The following is a 15,004-nucleotide window of genomic DNA, read 5'->3' on the forward strand; positions in this document are numbered from 1 at the left end:
CATGGCTCGACTCTACAAAAATGATGGCGGGCAACGGTTACCATCGGAAGCCCAACCGCAGGAGCCGTCCATGCCCACCGCTGCCGCCCGCGCCACCCTGTGCACTGCATTGCTGGCGATCCCGCTGCTGGCGCTGGCCCAGAGCGCGATCCTGCCGCAGCAGCGCGATGTCGCCGGCAACGTGATGGAGCCGCTGGGACAGGTACTGATCGCGAATGAGACCGGGCCTTCGGGGCTTTATGACTGCACGCGGGACGGCAACTGGTGCGTACGCGTGCAGCCGGTTGCCGAGGAGGGTGACCGGCCGAGCGTGCTGGAAGTGCTTGAGAAGGGGCCGGGCCAGGGCAAGCCACACACCTACCACGTCAGCATCGACGTGCCGCAGGAAGCCGACCTGTCACTGTGGCCGTGGATCGTGCGCCTGGCGCCGGGCGTGGGCAGCGACGAAACAGTGACCGACCCGCAGCAGCGCGCCCGCCAGAATGTGCTGGTGGGCGGCATCGTCAAGTTCAGCACCATGTACTCCGGTGGAGGGGCCGACGCGTCCACGCTGCAGTTGGCACGCGTGCGCCACCTGCAGGACGACATCCAGGTGGACGACGACGTGCTGACCGTGCCATGGCTGGGCAATGCGATGATCCGCGCCTGTTTCAGCGAGCAGGACATGAAGCAGCGCGCAGGCGCCTGCCACGACGAATACGGGTTCTCGGCCAAGCTCGGGCTGGATCCGGTGGCCGAGGGCATGCCGGTGCTGCGCTACCAGACCGTGGCGACCCGGTTCCCGGCCGGTGTTTCGCGCTTCGAGGATTCGCTGGCCAAGGGCCCGCTGAAGAAGAAGGACCTGCGCACCGAACAGGACCCGGCGTGCAGCTACACGCGGCTGTTCCGCTTCAGTGATGGGGTGTTCCACCCCGACCAGGCGCTGCCGGACTGCGCGGGGTATACCGAACCCTGACATGTAGCGTCGAGCCATGCTCGACTGGGGTTTTCTGTAGAGCCGAGCCTGCGCTCGGCTGTCACGGAAGCGCAGCCGAGCGTGGGCTCGGCTCTACAGCGCCTACTCGCAGCGGGTGGCGGTGATGATGTTGTCCTTGTCCACGTACACGCGCAGGCGATCCTGGCGGATGTCCTTGGTGGTGATGGTGCTGGGGCCGATCGGGTTGACCAGCCCGGCGCCGCTCTCGCTGGACAGGCGGCGGATGTTGGGCTCATTGGCCGGCTGGCCGATTGCCCAGCCCAGCTGGCTGGCATCGCAGTGGCCGGTACCCTTGACCTGCGGGCCAGGGGTGCTGACGCAGGCCGACAGCAGCAGGGCCGACGCAGGCAGTAGCAGGGACAGACGGAAGGCGGACATGCGAGCGCTCCTGCGCAGGGAAGATGGGCGGAACGATAGCACCCGTCGCGCGAAAGGCGTCAGCACTCCGGTCATTGCCGGCACAGCGTGGTCATTGCATAGTGGCAGGGATGGCTGGCAGCACGCCAGCGGGCAGGCCGGGCCTTTCCGGTGCAGGTGTTGGATACGCTATGACGGCAGGCAGTTTGCGCGACAAGCGCAGGGCAAGAAGGGTACTGGCAGTGTCGGTGCTGGGCGTGGCGTTTGCCGCCTCTGCCATCGAGCCGGCGCCGGACGCCGTTGCGGAAGCGCCGGTGTTCGGTGCCTGGCGCAACCTGCAGACCGAGGCAGGCTACGCACCCGCTCAGCGCAACCTGGCGTTCGCGATGCTGCCGCAGGCCGCCACCCGCGGCGATCGATTCGCCATTGTCGATCGTGAGGGCAAGCGCGCGGTGTGCTGCCTGCAGGTGGCCAGCCCGTCGCTGGGCGTGGCCGCACTGCGCGAGCAATACCACCTGCCACAGGCCTGGGTGACCGACCTCAGCAATGGCCGCAGCCCGGCACGCCCCTACCTGCCGCATGTCTATGCGATGCAGCGCGTGGATGAACTGGCCGACTATGGTTTCACCGATGTGCCGGGGGCCTACAGCGACCTGGGTGGGCTGCTGATTCCCGAAGGTGCCGCGCTGGAGGCCGATGGCAGTGCCGTGCGCCTGGGGGATGACCGCTATTCCCTGCATTTCCAGCGCCAGCCGCACGCCGAAGATGATGGCGCGCTGGACCGCTACACCTTGCAGGCGGGCGAGGGCGTGGCCCCGATCGTGGTTGAAGTGCCGTTCGGCACCTACTGATTGCAGCACCGCGCTGGCTAGAATGCAGCGCGGCGCCGCCTGCCGTGCCTGTTCCGTGAGTCGCCGCCGTGTCCCTGCGCCCGTTGCTGCTGTCGCCCCTGCTGCTGTTGTCCGCCTGTGCGAGCGCGCCTCCGCCGCCCGCCCATTCCGATGCGCTGTGGCGCCTGATCGAGCGTGACTGCCAGGCAGCTGACGGCCCGCGCGGCAGCTGCCTGCGGGTTGAGACGGCAGCCGGCCGCCGTGACGTGCTGGTCAAGGATGCACACGGTGACTACCAGTTCCTGCTGATGCCGCTGGACAAGGTAAGTGGCATCGAGAGCCGCGGTCTTTACCAGCGTGGGGCGCCCAACTATTTCGCGGCCGCCTGGCAGGCGCGCGCGCACACCGAACAGGCCCTGGGCCAGCCATTGCCGCGCAACGTGGCCAGCCTGGCGCTGAACTCACCGCACGGACGGTCGCAGCAGCAGTTGCATATCCATGTCGATTGCCTGCGCACGGACGTGCTGCAGGCCCTGGATGCACACGCCGGCAGCCTGGGGCCAGGCTGGTCACCGTTGCCGGTGCTTCTGCGCGGGCATCAGTACCAGGCCTATCTGTTGCCCGGTGCAGAAATGACCGCCAATCCGCTCAACCTGCTGGCCTATGGCCTGAGCGGCGTGGGCGATGTGGGCCAGTGGAGCCTGGTGGTGGCCGGACGCGATGACGTGCAGGGCGGCCCCGGCTTCATCCTGCTGGCCACCCGCGTGGATGCCGCCAGCGGCAACGATGCCAGCGGCGAAGAACTGCAGGACCACGCCTGCACGGTGCTGACCGGCGCGGGTGCGGCACTGGAGCGGGTGCGCTAGCCGATCCGCTGCAGATTGCTGCGCCACGCCGGCGCGGTAAGCGCCAGCAGCTGGCGGTCATGCCATCCCTCGGCGTCCAGGTGGTAGTCGCGCAGGATGCCTTCGCGCATGAAGCCGTGGGCCTGCAGTGCCTGGGCGAAAGGGGTGGTGCAACCCGGTGGCAGTAGGACGAAGATGCGATGCAGGCCGACATTGTCGAACAGGAACGGGCACAGCGCGCGCAGTGTGGCCTGTGGATGCGCGTTGCGGTGCTGCAGCGACTACAGTTCTGCGCAGCGCGAATGCAGCGACTGCAGGCGGACATGCAGCTGGTCGTGCAGGATGCCCTGCGCGTCGTCGAACACGCCCAGTACCAGCAGATCGTTGTCTTCCTGTAGGCGTGAACGATGGACGCTGGCGAGGAAGCGGGCCTCTTCATCAATGCCGTAGGACGGCCGTTGGCCGCGCTGGCGACGGTCGTCGAAGGTGCGCCAGCGCGGCAGATCGGTGCGCTGGAACGAACGCAGGGTGATGGGTGTTGCTTGTAGGTGCAGCAGGTGGCGGCGAAGGACGGGGCGCAGCGGGGCGAGGTGGGTGTAGGTGGCGCGGTTGGTCATCCATGCACGATGCGTATCGGAAAAGCGCCAGACCATGCAATTCATTGCAAAAGTGTGGCGGTGCCGTGGGTCCGTCTGATTCGGTTCAGGCATAAGCCCATCAGGGCTGGTCATTTCCGTTGAAACCACCCATTCAGGACACTTTCGTTACGGGATCGTTATGTGCCGCACAGGCCACGGCTCCCCCGTACCACCCGCCCACTCCCCCAGGAAGCCCATGTCCGCCTCCCACAAGGCGTTGCGCCCGCGTCCGCTGGTGCTCGCGCTGTCGTCCCTGATGCTGGTCTCGCTGCCGGCCTTCGCGCAGGAAAGCGCACCCACCACATTGCAGGAAGTGAAGGTCACCGGCTCGCGCATTCCCCGTGCCAGTGTCGAGGGGCCCTCGCCGGTGACGGTGATCAGCCGCGAGCAGATCGATGCGCAGGGCTACCGCAACGCCTTCGACGCGCTGAGCGCGCTGACCGAGAACACCGGCAACGTGCAGGGCGAGGACTTCGGCAATACGTTCACGCCGGCCGCCAACACCATCAACCTGCGCGGACTGGGTCCGAACCGCACGCTGGTGCTGGTCAACGGCCGCCGCCAGGCCGACTACCCGCTGGCCTACGAGGGCTCGGTGAATGTGGTCAACCTGGCCAACATTCCCAGCGCCCTGATCGAGCGCATCGAGGTGCTCGCTGCGGGTGCGTCGGCGGTGTATGGCTCCGATGCCATCGCCGGCGTGGTCAACATCATCCTCAAGGACCGTTTTGAAGGCGTGGACGTGAACGTGCGCGCCGGCGGCACCCAGCAGGGCGGGGGTGACAACCAGCGCGCGCAGGTGGTCGGTGGCAGTTCCGGCGAGCGTTGGGATGCGCTGTTCGGCTTCGAGTTCGACGTGCGCAAGGCGATCCACGCGCGCCAACGCGACTTCATGGATTCACTGGACGATGATCCGGCCGGCTAGGCGCCGCAGGCAACGGCGATCGCCTATCGCCGCAACGCCGCCACCGGCCGCAACATCGATCCGGGCGTGAGCGGCTGCGACGCAGCGTCGGACATTTATGGCGGCAGCGTGTTCCGTGCCAGCAACCCGCGCCTGGGCTGGTACTGCGGCAGCAACGAGGCCGCGGCCAGCTACTGGACGGTGCAGACCGAGAAGCGCAACCTCAATGGCTATGGCCTGGCGACCTTCCACCTCAACGAGACCACCGACCTGTTCGCCGATGTCGCCGTGGGCAGCGCGCGCATTTACAACAACACGCGCGCGCCGACCTGGACCTCGGCGCGCAACTACTTCTACAACCAGAACAGCGGGAACCTGGAGAGCTGGTACCGCCGCTTCGCGCCGGAAGAAATCGGTGGCCTGCCGCGCAATGCCAACCGGTTCCTGGAAAACTCGTGGTCGTTCAACGTGGGCGCACGCGGCCAGATCGGCGACAGCGGCTGGGACTACGAGGCGGTCTACAGCCGTTCGCGCTACGAGAACCGCACCCGTCGCCCGGTGCTGCTGGCCGGCATCAACGAGTACCTGCTGGGCCCGAAGCTGGGCGTGCGCAATGGCGTGGAGGTCTATGCGCCGGACCCGGTGCGCCTGTTCAAGCCTTTGACTCCGAACGAGTACGAGGGCCTGTCCGACTATCAGGAAAGCCGCAACGCGGCGTGGCTGCAGACCTTCAGCGCCAGCATCAATGGCCGCCTGTTCGCACTGCCGGGCGGCGATGCTGCGCTGGCGGCGGTGGTCGAGGCCGGCAGCCAGGGCTACCGCAACCGCCCGGACCCGCGCCTGGGCACCGGCGAGTTCTGGAACACCAGCGCCGGTATCGGTGCCGGCGGTGATCGTGATCGCTATGCGGCCGGCGTTGAACTGCAGTTGCCGCTGCTGCAATCGCTGACCACCACGCTGGCCGGCCGCTACGACCAGTACCGCGCAGGCGGCGAGCACATCGGCAAGGCGACCTGGAGCTTCGGCGTCGAGTTCCGCCCGATCGAGAGCCTGTTGATCCGCGGCTCTGCCGCGACCAGCTTCCGTGCGCCGGACATGAACTACGTGTTCGCCACCGAGACCCGCGGCTACAACCCGGGCATGACCGATTACTGGCGCTGCCGTACTGCGGGCCAGTCGTACGACAACTGCGACTACAACGGCCTGTCGATCGACTATAGCAACCGTGCCAACGCACAGCTGCAGCCGGAAACCGCCAAATCCTATGGGTTCGGCGTGGTCTGGTCGCCGCTGTCCGGGCTGGATTTCAGTGCTGACTACTACGACATCCGCATCGACAATGAGGTCACCAGCCTCGACACCAGCCGTATTCTTCGTGATGAAGCCGATTGCCGCCTGGGACGCACGTTGGGTGGCGAAGCGCGCGATATCGGTTCACCGCTGTGCCAGGACGCGCTGTCGCGGGTGATCCGCAACCCGTCCAATGCCACGGTGCAGCCGGACCAGGTAACCCGCGTGCTGATCAATCCGATCAACGCGGCCTCCGAGTCGGTGCGCGGCCTGGACCTGAAGGGCAACTGGCGCTTCGACGCCGGCCGCTATGGCCGCTTCACCACGCGCCTGGCCTATACCGTGGTGCTGGAGCACAAGTACCGGCAGTTCTCCGATGATCCGGAGCGTGACATCCGCAATTCACTGGATGACTACCAGTGGCGCAGCAAGGCCAATGGCAGCATCACCTGGAACCAGGGTGACTGGACCACCACGCTGTACGGCAATCGTTTCGGTTCACTGCCGAAGACCGATGGCAGTGGCCGCATCGCGCCGTACATGACCTACAACGCCAGCGTGTTCCGCCAGTTCGGCGAGAACCTGTCGGTGGGCGTGATCGTCAACAACCTGCGTGACAGCCGCCCGCCGGCGGACAGGAACGGGGGCGGCTGGCCGTTCTACCCGGTCGGCAACTACGACCCGTATGGCCGCCAGTACTGGCTGCAGCTGGACTACCGGTTCCGCTGATCGGGCGGGCAGACAGAAGGCCCGGCAATGCCGGGCCTTCTGCTGTCTGGACACCGCGGTGATGGCGCGCGCCGGTCGGCTAGGGCAGCGCCTGTTGCAGGTACGACTCGATGACGTAGCTGAAGGGCTGCTGCTGGCGATCGCGCAGCAGCGCGCGCACTTCCAGGACCACGCCGTCGTCGCCTTCGCCACGCGGTGGCCAGAACGTCTGGTCGGCCAGTGTCTGGCGCTGGAAGCCGAGCGGGCCGACCACGCGGCCAAAGGGTTCGTCGGTGCTGTCCAGCACCTGGTTCATGGCCTGGCTGAGATGGTCCGGCAGGTACCAGTTGTCGGCCTCGGAGAGGACGCGGCTGCCACAGACCAGCTGTACCCGGCGGTAGCGCAGCGCGGTGCCAGGCTGCGTCGCACCCAGCGCCTGCAGCACATCGGCGGGGGCAGGCTTGTCCTGGCCATGCACACGCACGGCGCGCACCCGCGCCTGTTCGGCCAGGCCGTGTTCGGCGCACCAGTGTTCCAGGGTGGCGGTGGCGCTCTGCCCGGACAGCACACGCTGGTGCAACCGCTCGACGAGGGCAGCCGATGCGATGCGCTGTTGGCCCGGCGGCGCCTGCAGCGGCGCGGTGGCGGCCGTATCGGCGGCGGACAGGCTGGCCATCGGGGCAGCAGCGAGCAGGGACGCGGCCTGCCAGCGGCGGAGGCGATCGTGGCGGTCGGACGGGCCCATGCGGCATCACAGCGGAAACAGGCGCCCATGTTACCCGTTCAGGCGTGTGCACGGCGTGGCTGCGACCGGTTGTCGCACGGTAATCATCGTTCTGGTGAATGCGTGCCATCCAGATATTTCGTTGGCCGATGGCAGCGCCGGCGCTCAGGATGGCGCCATGGCTTGGCTTTCCCGGAGTTTCCGATGACGCTTCAGTTCGTCCATGGCGGTGTAGATCGCTACGGCGCGCCACTGCATTTCCATGTCCGTGACGGCCGCATCAGTGGCCTCAATGGCGAGGCTACGCCGGCCGACGGGGCGGAATGCGTCGACCTGCAGGGCTTCGCGGTCCTGCCCGGGCTGGTCGACGGCCACATCCATCTGGACAAGAGTTTTGTCGGCGACCGCTGGCACCCGCACCAGCCGGTGAACAGCCTGCGTGAGCGGTTGGCGGTGGAGAAGGCCGCAGTAGCGGGTGCCGCTCCGATGGTGGACCGTGCCGAGGCCTTGATCCGCCAGTGCAGCCGCTTCGGCACGGTGGCCATGCGCTGCCACGTCGACATCGACGGCAGCACGGGTCTCGGCCATCTCGAAGCGGCGCGCGAGGCGGCGCTGCGCTGTGCCGACCTCATGCGCATCCAGTTGGTAGCGTTCCCGCAGGCCGGGGTGATGTCCTGTCCGGGTACCGCCGCCGTGCTTGAGCAGGCCCTTGCAGCGGGCGTGGAGGTGCTGGGAGGCATCGACCCGACCACGCTGGATGGCGATGCTGAGGGCCAGCTGGCACTGCTGTTCGGCCTGGCCGAGCGCTATGGCGTGCGCCTGGACATCCACCTGCACGAGCCCGGCGAAACCGGACTGGCCCAGTTGCTGCGCATTGCCGCGCGGACCCGGGCCGCTGGCCTGCAGGGGCGGGTGGCGGTCAGTCATGCCTACTCGCTGGGCGACGTGCCGCTGGCGCGCGCGTTGCAGGTGGGCGAGGCGCTGGCCACGGCGGGTGTGGCGATCATGAGCAACGCGCCGGGTGATCATCCATTTCCGCCTTTGCGCGCACTGCATGATGCGGGCGTGCGCGTGTTCGCCGGCAACGACAACATCCGCGACTGCTGGTGGCCTTACGGCAACGGCGATCTGCTGCAGCGGGCGATGCTGCTGGGCTATCGCTCGGGCTTCTACACCGATGCCGACCTGATGCTGGCGCTGGACATGGTCACCACCCACGCCGCGCAGGTGATCGGCGTGCCGCAATACGGTCTTGTGGAAGGGCATCCGGCCACTTTCGTGGCCGTGCGGGCCGATCATGGCCCGGCGGCCGTGGCCGCAGTGCCGGTGGAGCGCCGCGTAGTGGTGGATGGCCGCTGGCTGTAGATCCAGGCCGCACCAACCTCTGTAGCGCCGAGCCATGCCCGGCGGCTTTCAGGCGTAATCGTCGGCGCGGGTAGCGACGAATTCTTCCAGCCACGCCAGCAGATGGGCGATGTCGATGACCTCGCCCTGCTCCACGCGCTTGAGCAGCAGGGTGCCGGCGCCGATCTGCAGGCTGCTGTCGGCATAGCGCAGCACCGCGTCGATGCCCCAGGCATCGGTAACCTGCATCCAGGCCAGGCCTGGCACGCGCTGGGCCAGGGTGTCACCGAGCGCCACGCCCAGGGCTTCCCAGCCGCCGCAGTCGTCACGATCGATCAGCTCGGCATCGACCACGCGCTGCAATGTGCTGGCGGCCAGCGGCCATTGCACCGGCAACGTCGGGAAGCTGGCGGCCACGCGCGCGGCGATCAGTGCACGCTGGTGCTGCAGGTGCGTCTGCAGGGCTGCAGGCAGGGGATCGAAGCGCGTCGGGGGTTGGTCGGACATGGCGAGGCGCCGTGGAGCACGGAAGCAGGGGGCACTGTACGAGGCCATGATGCCTGCCGTGCGGCAAGATTGATCAGATATCGATGATCAATGCGCGTAAGGCATCCACGCGTGGCGTGGACCTACCGTGGTCAGTCCGGCTCGCGCTGCACCTGCCGCCACAGCTCGCTGGCCAGTGCCCGCACCGCACCATCGGCATCGGCACGATGCAGCAGGCCGATTTCGTAGTTGTCGATCACCGGCAGCCCACGCTCGCCATCGATGATGCGGTGCTCGCGGGTGACTGCACGGCGCGGCAGCAGGCTGATGCCGATGCCATCGGCCACCGCGCCCAGGATGCCGCTCAGCGACGAACTGGTGAAGGCAATGCGCCAGCGCAGGCCCAGCGCTTCCACGGCATGGATCATCTCGTCGCGGTACAGCCCTCGCGGCGGGAAGGTGACCAGTGGCAGCGGGTCCTGCAGGAGGCAGCTGCTGCGCAGGCTGTCGATCCAGTGCATCGGCTCGCGCCGGCAATGCACCGCCTGGCGGCTGTTGCGGCGCTGCTTGACCAGCACCAGGTCCAGCTCGCCGTGGTCGAAGCCCTGTGCCAGGTCACGGCTCAGGCCGCTGCTGATCTCCAGCTTCACCTGCGGGTGGCGGCGGCTGAAGGCGGCCAGCATGCGAGTGGTTTGCGGGTTGACGAAGTCTTCGGGTACGCCGATGCGGACCGCGGTCTCCACCATCGCGCCGGCCAGCGCCTGGGCCATTTCCTCGTTCAGGTCGAGCATGCGCCGCGCGTAGCCGAGCAGGGTGTGGCCGGCGTCGGTGGGGTGCACATCGCGGTGGCCGCGCTCGAGCAGGCGATGCCCGGCCAGTTCCTCCAGCCGCCGCACCTTCTGGCTGACCGTGGACTGGGTCGAATGCAGGCGCGTGGCCGCCGTGGTGAAGCTGCCGCAGTCGGCCACCATCACCAACGCCCGCAGCAGGTCCAGTTCGAACAGGGTTCTATTCGATTTGGCACTGTCTTGCATTTGAACATTTCACTTCTGGATACCCAGGCCGACTTCTACCATGCGGGGCAGGGGCCGGCAATGCGCGGCCCCTGCGACCATCGCCCTACGGCGATGGAGAAAAGGAGACAACGTGATGCGCTTCCATTGCCCCGCTGGCTGGCCTGCACCGTTCACGCGCGTGCTGCTGTGGTGTCTGCTGGCCATGGTCGCCCCTGCCTGCACTGCTACGTCCAGGGCCGACGCAGACGCGCGCCTGCGTGATGCCGCCAGCCGCGGCGATGCCGGGGCGGTGCGCGGAGCACTGGCCGATGGTGCTGATCTGGAGGCGCACGATGGCCAGGGCCGTACGGCGCTGCTGCTGGCCACGCAGGGCAACAACGTGGATGCGGCGCGCGAACTGATCGAGGCAGGGGCGGACGTCAATGCCAAGGATGCGCTGCAGGACAGTGCCTACCTGTATGCCGGCGCGCGCGGCCTGGATGAGATCCTGGCGATGACCCTGGCGCACGGCGCCGATCTGCGCAGTACCAACCGCTATGGGGGCACTGCGTTGATTCCGGCCGCCGAGCGCGGCCACGTCAGCACCGTGCGCATGCTGCTGCGTGCAGGTGTGGCGGTGGACCACGTCAACCGCCTGCACTGGACCGCGCTGCTGGAAGCGATCCTGCTTGGCGACGGTGGCGAGCGCCATGTGCAGATCGTGCAGCTGCTGCTGGAGGCCGGTGCCGACCCGGAGCTGGCCGACGGCGATGGCGTAACGCCACTGGCGCACGCGCGCCAGCGTGGCTATGCCGGTATTGAAACCCTGCTGCGCCAGCACGGCGCGGCGCGCTGAACCGCTACTCCTTCCACCCGCACGCTGGCCGTGCCCACCAGGATGCTGTCCATCATGTTCCGTTCCCGCCTGTTGCCCCTTGCCATCCTTCTTGCGGTGGCGCCGCTGTCGGCATCTGCTGCCGAGCGCGCCGACCTGCTGATCCGCAATGCCACCGTGGTCGACGTCGAGCACGCCAGCACGCTGGCCGGGCAGAGCGTGGTGATCCGCGGCGAGGACATCGTCGCGGTGGGCCCGGACGCGCAGCTGCGCAGCCAGTGGAGCGCGGCCCGCCAGATCGATGCCAAGGGCAAATACCTGATCCCGGGGCTGTGGGACATGCACGTGCACTTCGGGGGTGGCCCGGCGCTGATCGAAGAGAACAAGGCACTGCTGCCGCTGTACATCGCGCACGGCATCACCACCGTGCGTGACTGCTCCGGCGATCTGCCCGAGCAGGTGCTGCAGTGGCGTGGCGAGATCGCCAGGGGCACACTGTTCGGCCCGCGCCTGCTCAGTTCCGGCGCGAAGATCGAAGGCATCAAGCCGGTGTGGAAGGGCACGATCGAAGTGGGCAGCGAGGCCGACGTCGACAAGGCGATCACCCGACTGCAGCACGACAAGGTCGATTTCGTGAAGATCACCGACAGCACGCTGAAGCCGGATCTGTTCCTGTATTCGGCCAGCGCCGCGCGCAAGGCCGGCTTCAAGGCCTCGGGCCACATTCCGATGGCGCTGACGGTGGAGCAGGCGGTCGATGCCGGCCTGGCCTCGATCGAGCACCTGGACTACGCATTCAAGGCCGGCAGCAGGGACGAAGCGCAGATCGCCGCCGACTTCGGCGCCGGCCGCATCGACCGCGCGGAAGCCAACCGCCGCCTCGACGCCAGCTTCGACCGTGACACCGCGATGCACGCCTACCGTGATTTTGCCAAGCGCGGCGTATTCGTGACCCCGACCCTCAACGGTGGCCGTATCCTCGATTTCCTGGACCAGGATGACCACGCCAACGATCCGTACCTGGCCTACATCGGCCCGGGCCTGCGCGCGACCTACCAGTGGCGCGTGGACCGCGCCGCGAAGGCGACGCCGGCACAGATCGAGGCGCGCCACGCGCAGTACCACCAGGTGGCGGCCGTGCTGCCGTTGCTGCAGGAGGCGGGCGTGACGATCATTGCCGGCACCGATGCGGGCTTCCTCAACTCGTTCAACTTCCCGGGCATCGCCCTGCACCAGGAACTGCAGCTGTTCGTGAAGGAGGGCCTGAGTGCGCCGCAGGCGCTGTCGGCCGCAACCCGTTCCGGCCCGGCCTGGTTCGGCCAGATGGACCGCTACGGTGGTGTCGCGCAGGGCAAGGCCGCCGATCTGGTGCTGCTGACCGCCAACCCGCTGCAGGACATTGCCGCTACCGAGAAGATCGACAGCGTGATCCTGCGCGGCAACGTGTATGACCGCGCCGCGCTGGACAAGATGCTGGCCGACACCAAGGCCAAGGTCGCAGCGTGGAACGCCGAGGCTGCGAAGGCGCAATGATTGGCAGGGTCGCATCCCTTCCCAACGGGAAGGGCTCTGACCCTGTGGTCTTGAACGAAATCCACGCCATGCGTGGATGATGCGGCCGGTGACCTAGCGCGGTGCCGGCCGCATGCCGTGCAGCTGCGGCAACGCAGCCTTCATCGCATCGATGAAGGCGCGCAGCCGTGGCGGCTGCTGGCGCGCGGCAGGAAACACGACGTGGACCGGCAGTGCCGGCGCCTGCCAGTCCGGCAGCAGCTGCACCAGCCGCCCTTGTGCGAGGTCGTCGGCCACCAGCCAGGCCGAGACCACCACTGCGCCCAGCCCGGCGCGTGCAGCCTGCTGTACCACGAACAGGTTGTCGCTGAGCAGGCGCGGGCTGATTGACAGCGTATGCGCCCGGCCCTGCGCATCATGCAGCAGCAGGCGTTCGCGGTAGTAGGTGACCAGCGAGATCCACGGCAGTGACTGTGCCTGTTCCGGCGTACTGACCGCCGTGGCGTCCACCAGCGAGGGCGCTGCCACGACGATGCGCGGCACTTCCGCGAGCGGCAGTGCAACCATGCGCGGTTCGTCGACCGGGCCCACCCGGACCGCGCAGTCGATGCCTTCGGCGATGAAGTCCGGGCGGCGATCTTCCAGGATCCACTCCAGGCTCAGCTGCGGGTGCTGGGCAAGGAATGCGAGCATGGTCGGCAGCAGCTGCGCCTGGCCAAAGGCGTGCGGCACCATCACCCGCAGGCGTCCGCGCAGCGTTTCCGGTTCGCCGTTCAGCTCGGCCTGCAGCGACTCCCATTCGTCGACCACGCGCTGCGCATGACGCTGGCAGCGCAGGCCGTCCTCGGTCAGTTGCAGGCCATGGGTGGAGCGCTGCAGCAGGCGCAGGCCGAGCTGCCGCTCCAGTGCCTGCAGGCGTCGGCTGACCGTTGGCTGGGTGGTGCCCATCTGCAGGGCCGCAGCAGACAGGCTGCCGGCATCGACAATGCGCAGGAAGGTGCGCAGCAGATCCAGGCGATCAGCGCCGGTGGCCAGGTCATTCATGCGTGTGGCGTATGAAAGATATGTACCAGAGCCTACTACAGACGTTTGGCGAATACAGGCAGGATACGCCCACTTCCTCTACCGGGCTCCCCCATGTCTACCTCCTCGCTGTCTGTTGCGGCCGCACCGGCGACCGTGCCTTCCGCCCCATTGGTGCTGGCGATGGCGGCCGGTGCCGGCTTCTCGGTCGCGTCGCTGTATTACAGCCAGCCCATGCTGGGCCTGATCGCCCAGGACCTTGGCGCCGGTGAGCGCGCCGCCGGCCTGGTGCCAACCCTGACCCAGCTCGGCTACGCGCTGGGCATCCTGCTGCTGGCACCGCTGGGCGACCGCTTCGACCGCCGCCATCTGATCCTGTTGAAGTCCGCGCTGCTGGCGCTGGCACTGGGCGCCGCCGCGATGGCCGGGCACCTGCCGGGCCTGCTGATGGCCAGCCTGCTGGTCGGGCTGATGGCAACGCTGGCACAGGACATCGTTCCCGCCGCTGCGGTGCTGGCACCGGATGCGCAGCGCGGCCAGATCGTCGGCCGGGTGATGACCGGCCTGCTGCTCGGCATTCTGTTGTCGCGGGTGGTCAGTGGCGTGGTGGCTGAAGCGTGGGGTTGGCGCACGCAGTTCGTGCTGGCGGCGGTATCGGTGGCGGCGATGGGCGCGGTGATGGCGCGTGCACTGCCGCGTTTCGCGCCGACCAGCACGCTGCGCTATCCGGCGTTGCTGGGTTCATTGCTGGCGTTGTGGCGTGAGCAGCCGCAGCTGCGCCGTGCAGTGGCCAGCCAGTCGCTGCTGGCGGTCGGCTTCAGTGCGTTCTGGTCGACCCTGGCGCTGATGCTGCATGCACGTCTGGGCCTCGGCAGTGCTGCGGCGGGTGCGTTTGGTATTGCGGGTGCGGCCGGTGCATTGGCCGCGCCGTTTGCCGGCCGTTTCGCTGATCGACTGGGGTGCCATGCGGTGGCACGGCTGGCGATTGCGGTGGCGCTGCTGGGCTTCGGCCTGCTGCTGGCCGAAGGCTGGTTGCCGGCCGCCGCGCTGCTGCCGTTGCTGGTGGTGAGTGCGCTGCTGTTCGACTTCGGCTTCCAGTCGGCGCTGGTGGCGCATCAGACCCTGGTGTACGGCCTGGTGCCGCCGGCACGCAGCCGGCTCAATGCGCTGTTGTTCACCGGCATGTTCATCGGCATGGCCGCCGGTGGTGCGCTGGGCAGCCTGGCGCTGGCGCAGTGGGGGTGGCACGGCGTGGCCTGGCTGGCGGTGGTGTGTGCGGGCGGCAGCCTGCTGCTGCGTTTGAAGTAAGGGGGGGCGTTCGGCAGGGCTTGCAGCCCTGCACCTGCTGGGAGCCACAGCAACATCAACATCAACAGCGTGGATTCCGTGGGGTGGTGGGGCGGTGTCGGAGTGCGGGGACGCCGCAAGTACGTCCGTGTAGGCTTGGCAGCCGCTTGCTCGTGTGCGCTTTCCTGCGCACACGGCAAGACCGGGGTTGGGCGTCCTGCCCAACCCGCCCGAGGCATGCCTCGGGCCC

The 15,004-nt window shown here is 67.9% G+C and carries 12 protein-coding genes and 2 pseudogenes; 8 read left to right on the plus strand and 6 right to left on the minus strand.

What is annotated here, in order from left to right:
• Nucleotides 1-70: 70 nt before the first annotated feature.
• The gene (locus AC5P5V_RS13860; RefSeq protein WP_134968666.1) at nucleotides 71-955 is read left to right on the plus strand and encodes a hypothetical protein; all 885 of its coding nucleotides are present in this window, start codon (nucleotides 71-73) and stop codon (nucleotides 953-955) included.
• Between the two features lie 102 nt (nucleotides 956-1,057).
• On the opposite strand, the gene AC5P5V_RS13865 is transcribed toward AC5P5V_RS13860, so the two are convergent.
• Complete coding sequence (locus tag AC5P5V_RS13865; protein WP_005417035.1) at nucleotides 1,058-1,354, minus strand: hypothetical protein; 297 nt, start codon at nucleotides 1,352-1,354, stop codon at nucleotides 1,058-1,060.
• A 170-nt stretch (nucleotides 1,355-1,524) separates the two neighbouring features.
• Between AC5P5V_RS13865 and AC5P5V_RS13870 the strand changes: the two genes are divergently transcribed.
• Nucleotides 1,525-2,184: a hypothetical protein gene (locus AC5P5V_RS13870; RefSeq protein WP_061479106.1), complete on the plus strand. Its 660-nt coding sequence runs from the start codon at nucleotides 1,525-1,527 to the stop codon at nucleotides 2,182-2,184.
• Between the two features lie 68 nt (nucleotides 2,185-2,252).
• Complete coding sequence (locus AC5P5V_RS13875; protein ID WP_231352164.1) at nucleotides 2,253-3,029, plus strand: CDP-diacylglycerol diphosphatase; 777 nt, start codon at nucleotides 2,253-2,255, stop codon at nucleotides 3,027-3,029.
• Here AC5P5V_RS13875 and AC5P5V_RS13880 read toward each other — a convergent pair.
• A pseudogene (locus tag AC5P5V_RS13880) lies at nucleotides 3,026-3,661 on the minus strand (GNAT family N-acetyltransferase). The gene AC5P5V_RS13875 and the pseudogene AC5P5V_RS13880 sit on opposite strands and share 4 nt — an antisense overlap.
• A gap of 181 nt (nucleotides 3,662-3,842) precedes the next feature.
• Here AC5P5V_RS13880 and AC5P5V_RS13885 point away from each other — a divergent pair.
• A pseudogene (locus AC5P5V_RS13885) lies at nucleotides 3,843-6,569 on the plus strand (TonB-dependent receptor plug domain-containing protein).
• A gap of 79 nt (nucleotides 6,570-6,648) precedes the next feature.
• Here the strand turns inward: AC5P5V_RS13885 and AC5P5V_RS13890 are convergent.
• On the minus strand, nucleotides 6,649-7,293 hold the full coding sequence (locus AC5P5V_RS13890) for a hypothetical protein (RefSeq protein WP_231352163.1): 645 nt from the start codon (nucleotides 7,291-7,293) through the stop codon (nucleotides 6,649-6,651).
• Between the two features lie 183 nt (nucleotides 7,294-7,476).
• Here AC5P5V_RS13890 and AC5P5V_RS13895 point away from each other — a divergent pair, with 183 nt between their 5' ends.
• Nucleotides 7,477-8,637, plus strand: coding sequence for an amidohydrolase family protein (locus tag AC5P5V_RS13895; protein WP_134969241.1), 1,161 nt, complete (start codon nucleotides 7,477-7,479; stop codon nucleotides 8,635-8,637).
• A gap of 48 nt (nucleotides 8,638-8,685) precedes the next feature.
• Here the strand turns inward: AC5P5V_RS13895 and AC5P5V_RS13900 are convergent, their stop codons facing one another.
• Complete coding sequence (locus AC5P5V_RS13900) at nucleotides 8,686-9,123, minus strand: DUF3806 domain-containing protein (RefSeq protein ID WP_061479111.1); 438 nt, start codon at nucleotides 9,121-9,123, stop codon at nucleotides 8,686-8,688.
• A gap of 131 nt (nucleotides 9,124-9,254) precedes the next feature.
• Nucleotides 9,255-10,136 carry a LysR substrate-binding domain-containing protein gene (locus AC5P5V_RS13905; protein WP_134969242.1) on the minus strand — a complete coding sequence of 294 codons (882 nt, stop codon included), beginning with the start codon at nucleotides 10,134-10,136 and terminating at the stop codon, nucleotides 9,255-9,257.
• A gap of 115 nt (nucleotides 10,137-10,251) precedes the next feature.
• Between AC5P5V_RS13905 and AC5P5V_RS13910 the strand changes: the two genes are divergently transcribed.
• Together AC5P5V_RS13910 and AC5P5V_RS13915 are read left to right on the plus strand one after the other, a co-directional pair.
• Nucleotides 10,252-10,953 (plus strand): ankyrin repeat domain-containing protein, encoded by a 702-nt coding sequence (locus tag AC5P5V_RS13910; RefSeq protein ID WP_134969243.1) that lies wholly within the window; start codon nucleotides 10,252-10,254, stop codon nucleotides 10,951-10,953.
• 54 nt (nucleotides 10,954-11,007) lie between these two features.
• Complete coding sequence (locus AC5P5V_RS13915; RefSeq protein WP_134969244.1) at nucleotides 11,008-12,465, plus strand: amidohydrolase family protein; 1,458 nt, start codon at nucleotides 11,008-11,010, stop codon at nucleotides 12,463-12,465.
• A 93-nt stretch (nucleotides 12,466-12,558) separates the two neighbouring features.
• Here AC5P5V_RS13915 and AC5P5V_RS13920 read toward each other — a convergent pair whose 3' ends face one another.
• Entirely contained in the window at nucleotides 12,559-13,488 is a 930-nt protein-coding gene (locus AC5P5V_RS13920; protein ID WP_134969245.1) for a LysR family transcriptional regulator, read from the minus strand.
• A 93-nt stretch (nucleotides 13,489-13,581) separates the two neighbouring features.
• Between AC5P5V_RS13920 and AC5P5V_RS13925 the strand changes: the two genes are divergently transcribed.
• The gene (locus AC5P5V_RS13925; RefSeq protein ID WP_134969246.1) at nucleotides 13,582-14,775 is read left to right on the plus strand and encodes an MFS transporter; all 1,194 of its coding nucleotides are present in this window, start codon (nucleotides 13,582-13,584) and stop codon (nucleotides 14,773-14,775) included.
• Nucleotides 14,776-15,004: the final 229 nt, after the last annotated feature.

It is taken from the genome of Stenotrophomonas sp. YJH_SMC_130, assembly GCF_059369035.1.

Excerpts from the sequence above, each read along its gene's own strand:
- AC5P5V_RS13860 (WP_134968666.1), top strand. The coding sequence starts at position 71 with ATGCCCACCGCTGCCGCCCGCGCCACCCTGTGCACTGCATTGCTGGCG.
- AC5P5V_RS13925 (WP_134969246.1), top strand. The coding sequence starts at position 13,582 with ATGTCTACCTCCTCGCTGTCTGTTGCGGCCGCACCGGCGACCGTGCCT.
- AC5P5V_RS13890 (WP_231352163.1), bottom strand. The coding sequence starts at position 7,293 with ATGGGCCCGTCCGACCGCCACGATCGCCTCCGCCGCTGGCAGGCCGCG.
- AC5P5V_RS13905 (WP_134969242.1), bottom strand. The coding sequence starts at position 10,136 with ATGCAAGACAGTGCCAAATCGAATAGAACCCTGTTCGAACTGGACCTG.
- AC5P5V_RS13895 (WP_134969241.1), top strand. The coding sequence starts at position 7,477 with ATGACGCTTCAGTTCGTCCATGGCGGTGTAGATCGCTACGGCGCGCCA.
- AC5P5V_RS13865 (WP_005417035.1), bottom strand. The coding sequence starts at position 1,354 with ATGTCCGCCTTCCGTCTGTCCCTGCTACTGCCTGCGTCGGCCCTGCTG.
- AC5P5V_RS13910 (WP_134969243.1), top strand. The coding sequence starts at position 10,252 with ATGCGCTTCCATTGCCCCGCTGGCTGGCCTGCACCGTTCACGCGCGTG.
- AC5P5V_RS13900 (WP_061479111.1), bottom strand. The coding sequence starts at position 9,123 with ATGTCCGACCAACCCCCGACGCGCTTCGATCCCCTGCCTGCAGCCCTG.
- AC5P5V_RS13915 (WP_134969244.1), top strand. The coding sequence starts at position 11,008 with ATGTTCCGTTCCCGCCTGTTGCCCCTTGCCATCCTTCTTGCGGTGGCG.
- AC5P5V_RS13870 (WP_061479106.1), top strand. The coding sequence starts at position 1,525 with ATGACGGCAGGCAGTTTGCGCGACAAGCGCAGGGCAAGAAGGGTACTG.
- AC5P5V_RS13920 (WP_134969245.1), bottom strand. The coding sequence starts at position 13,488 with ATGAATGACCTGGCCACCGGCGCTGATCGCCTGGATCTGCTGCGCACC.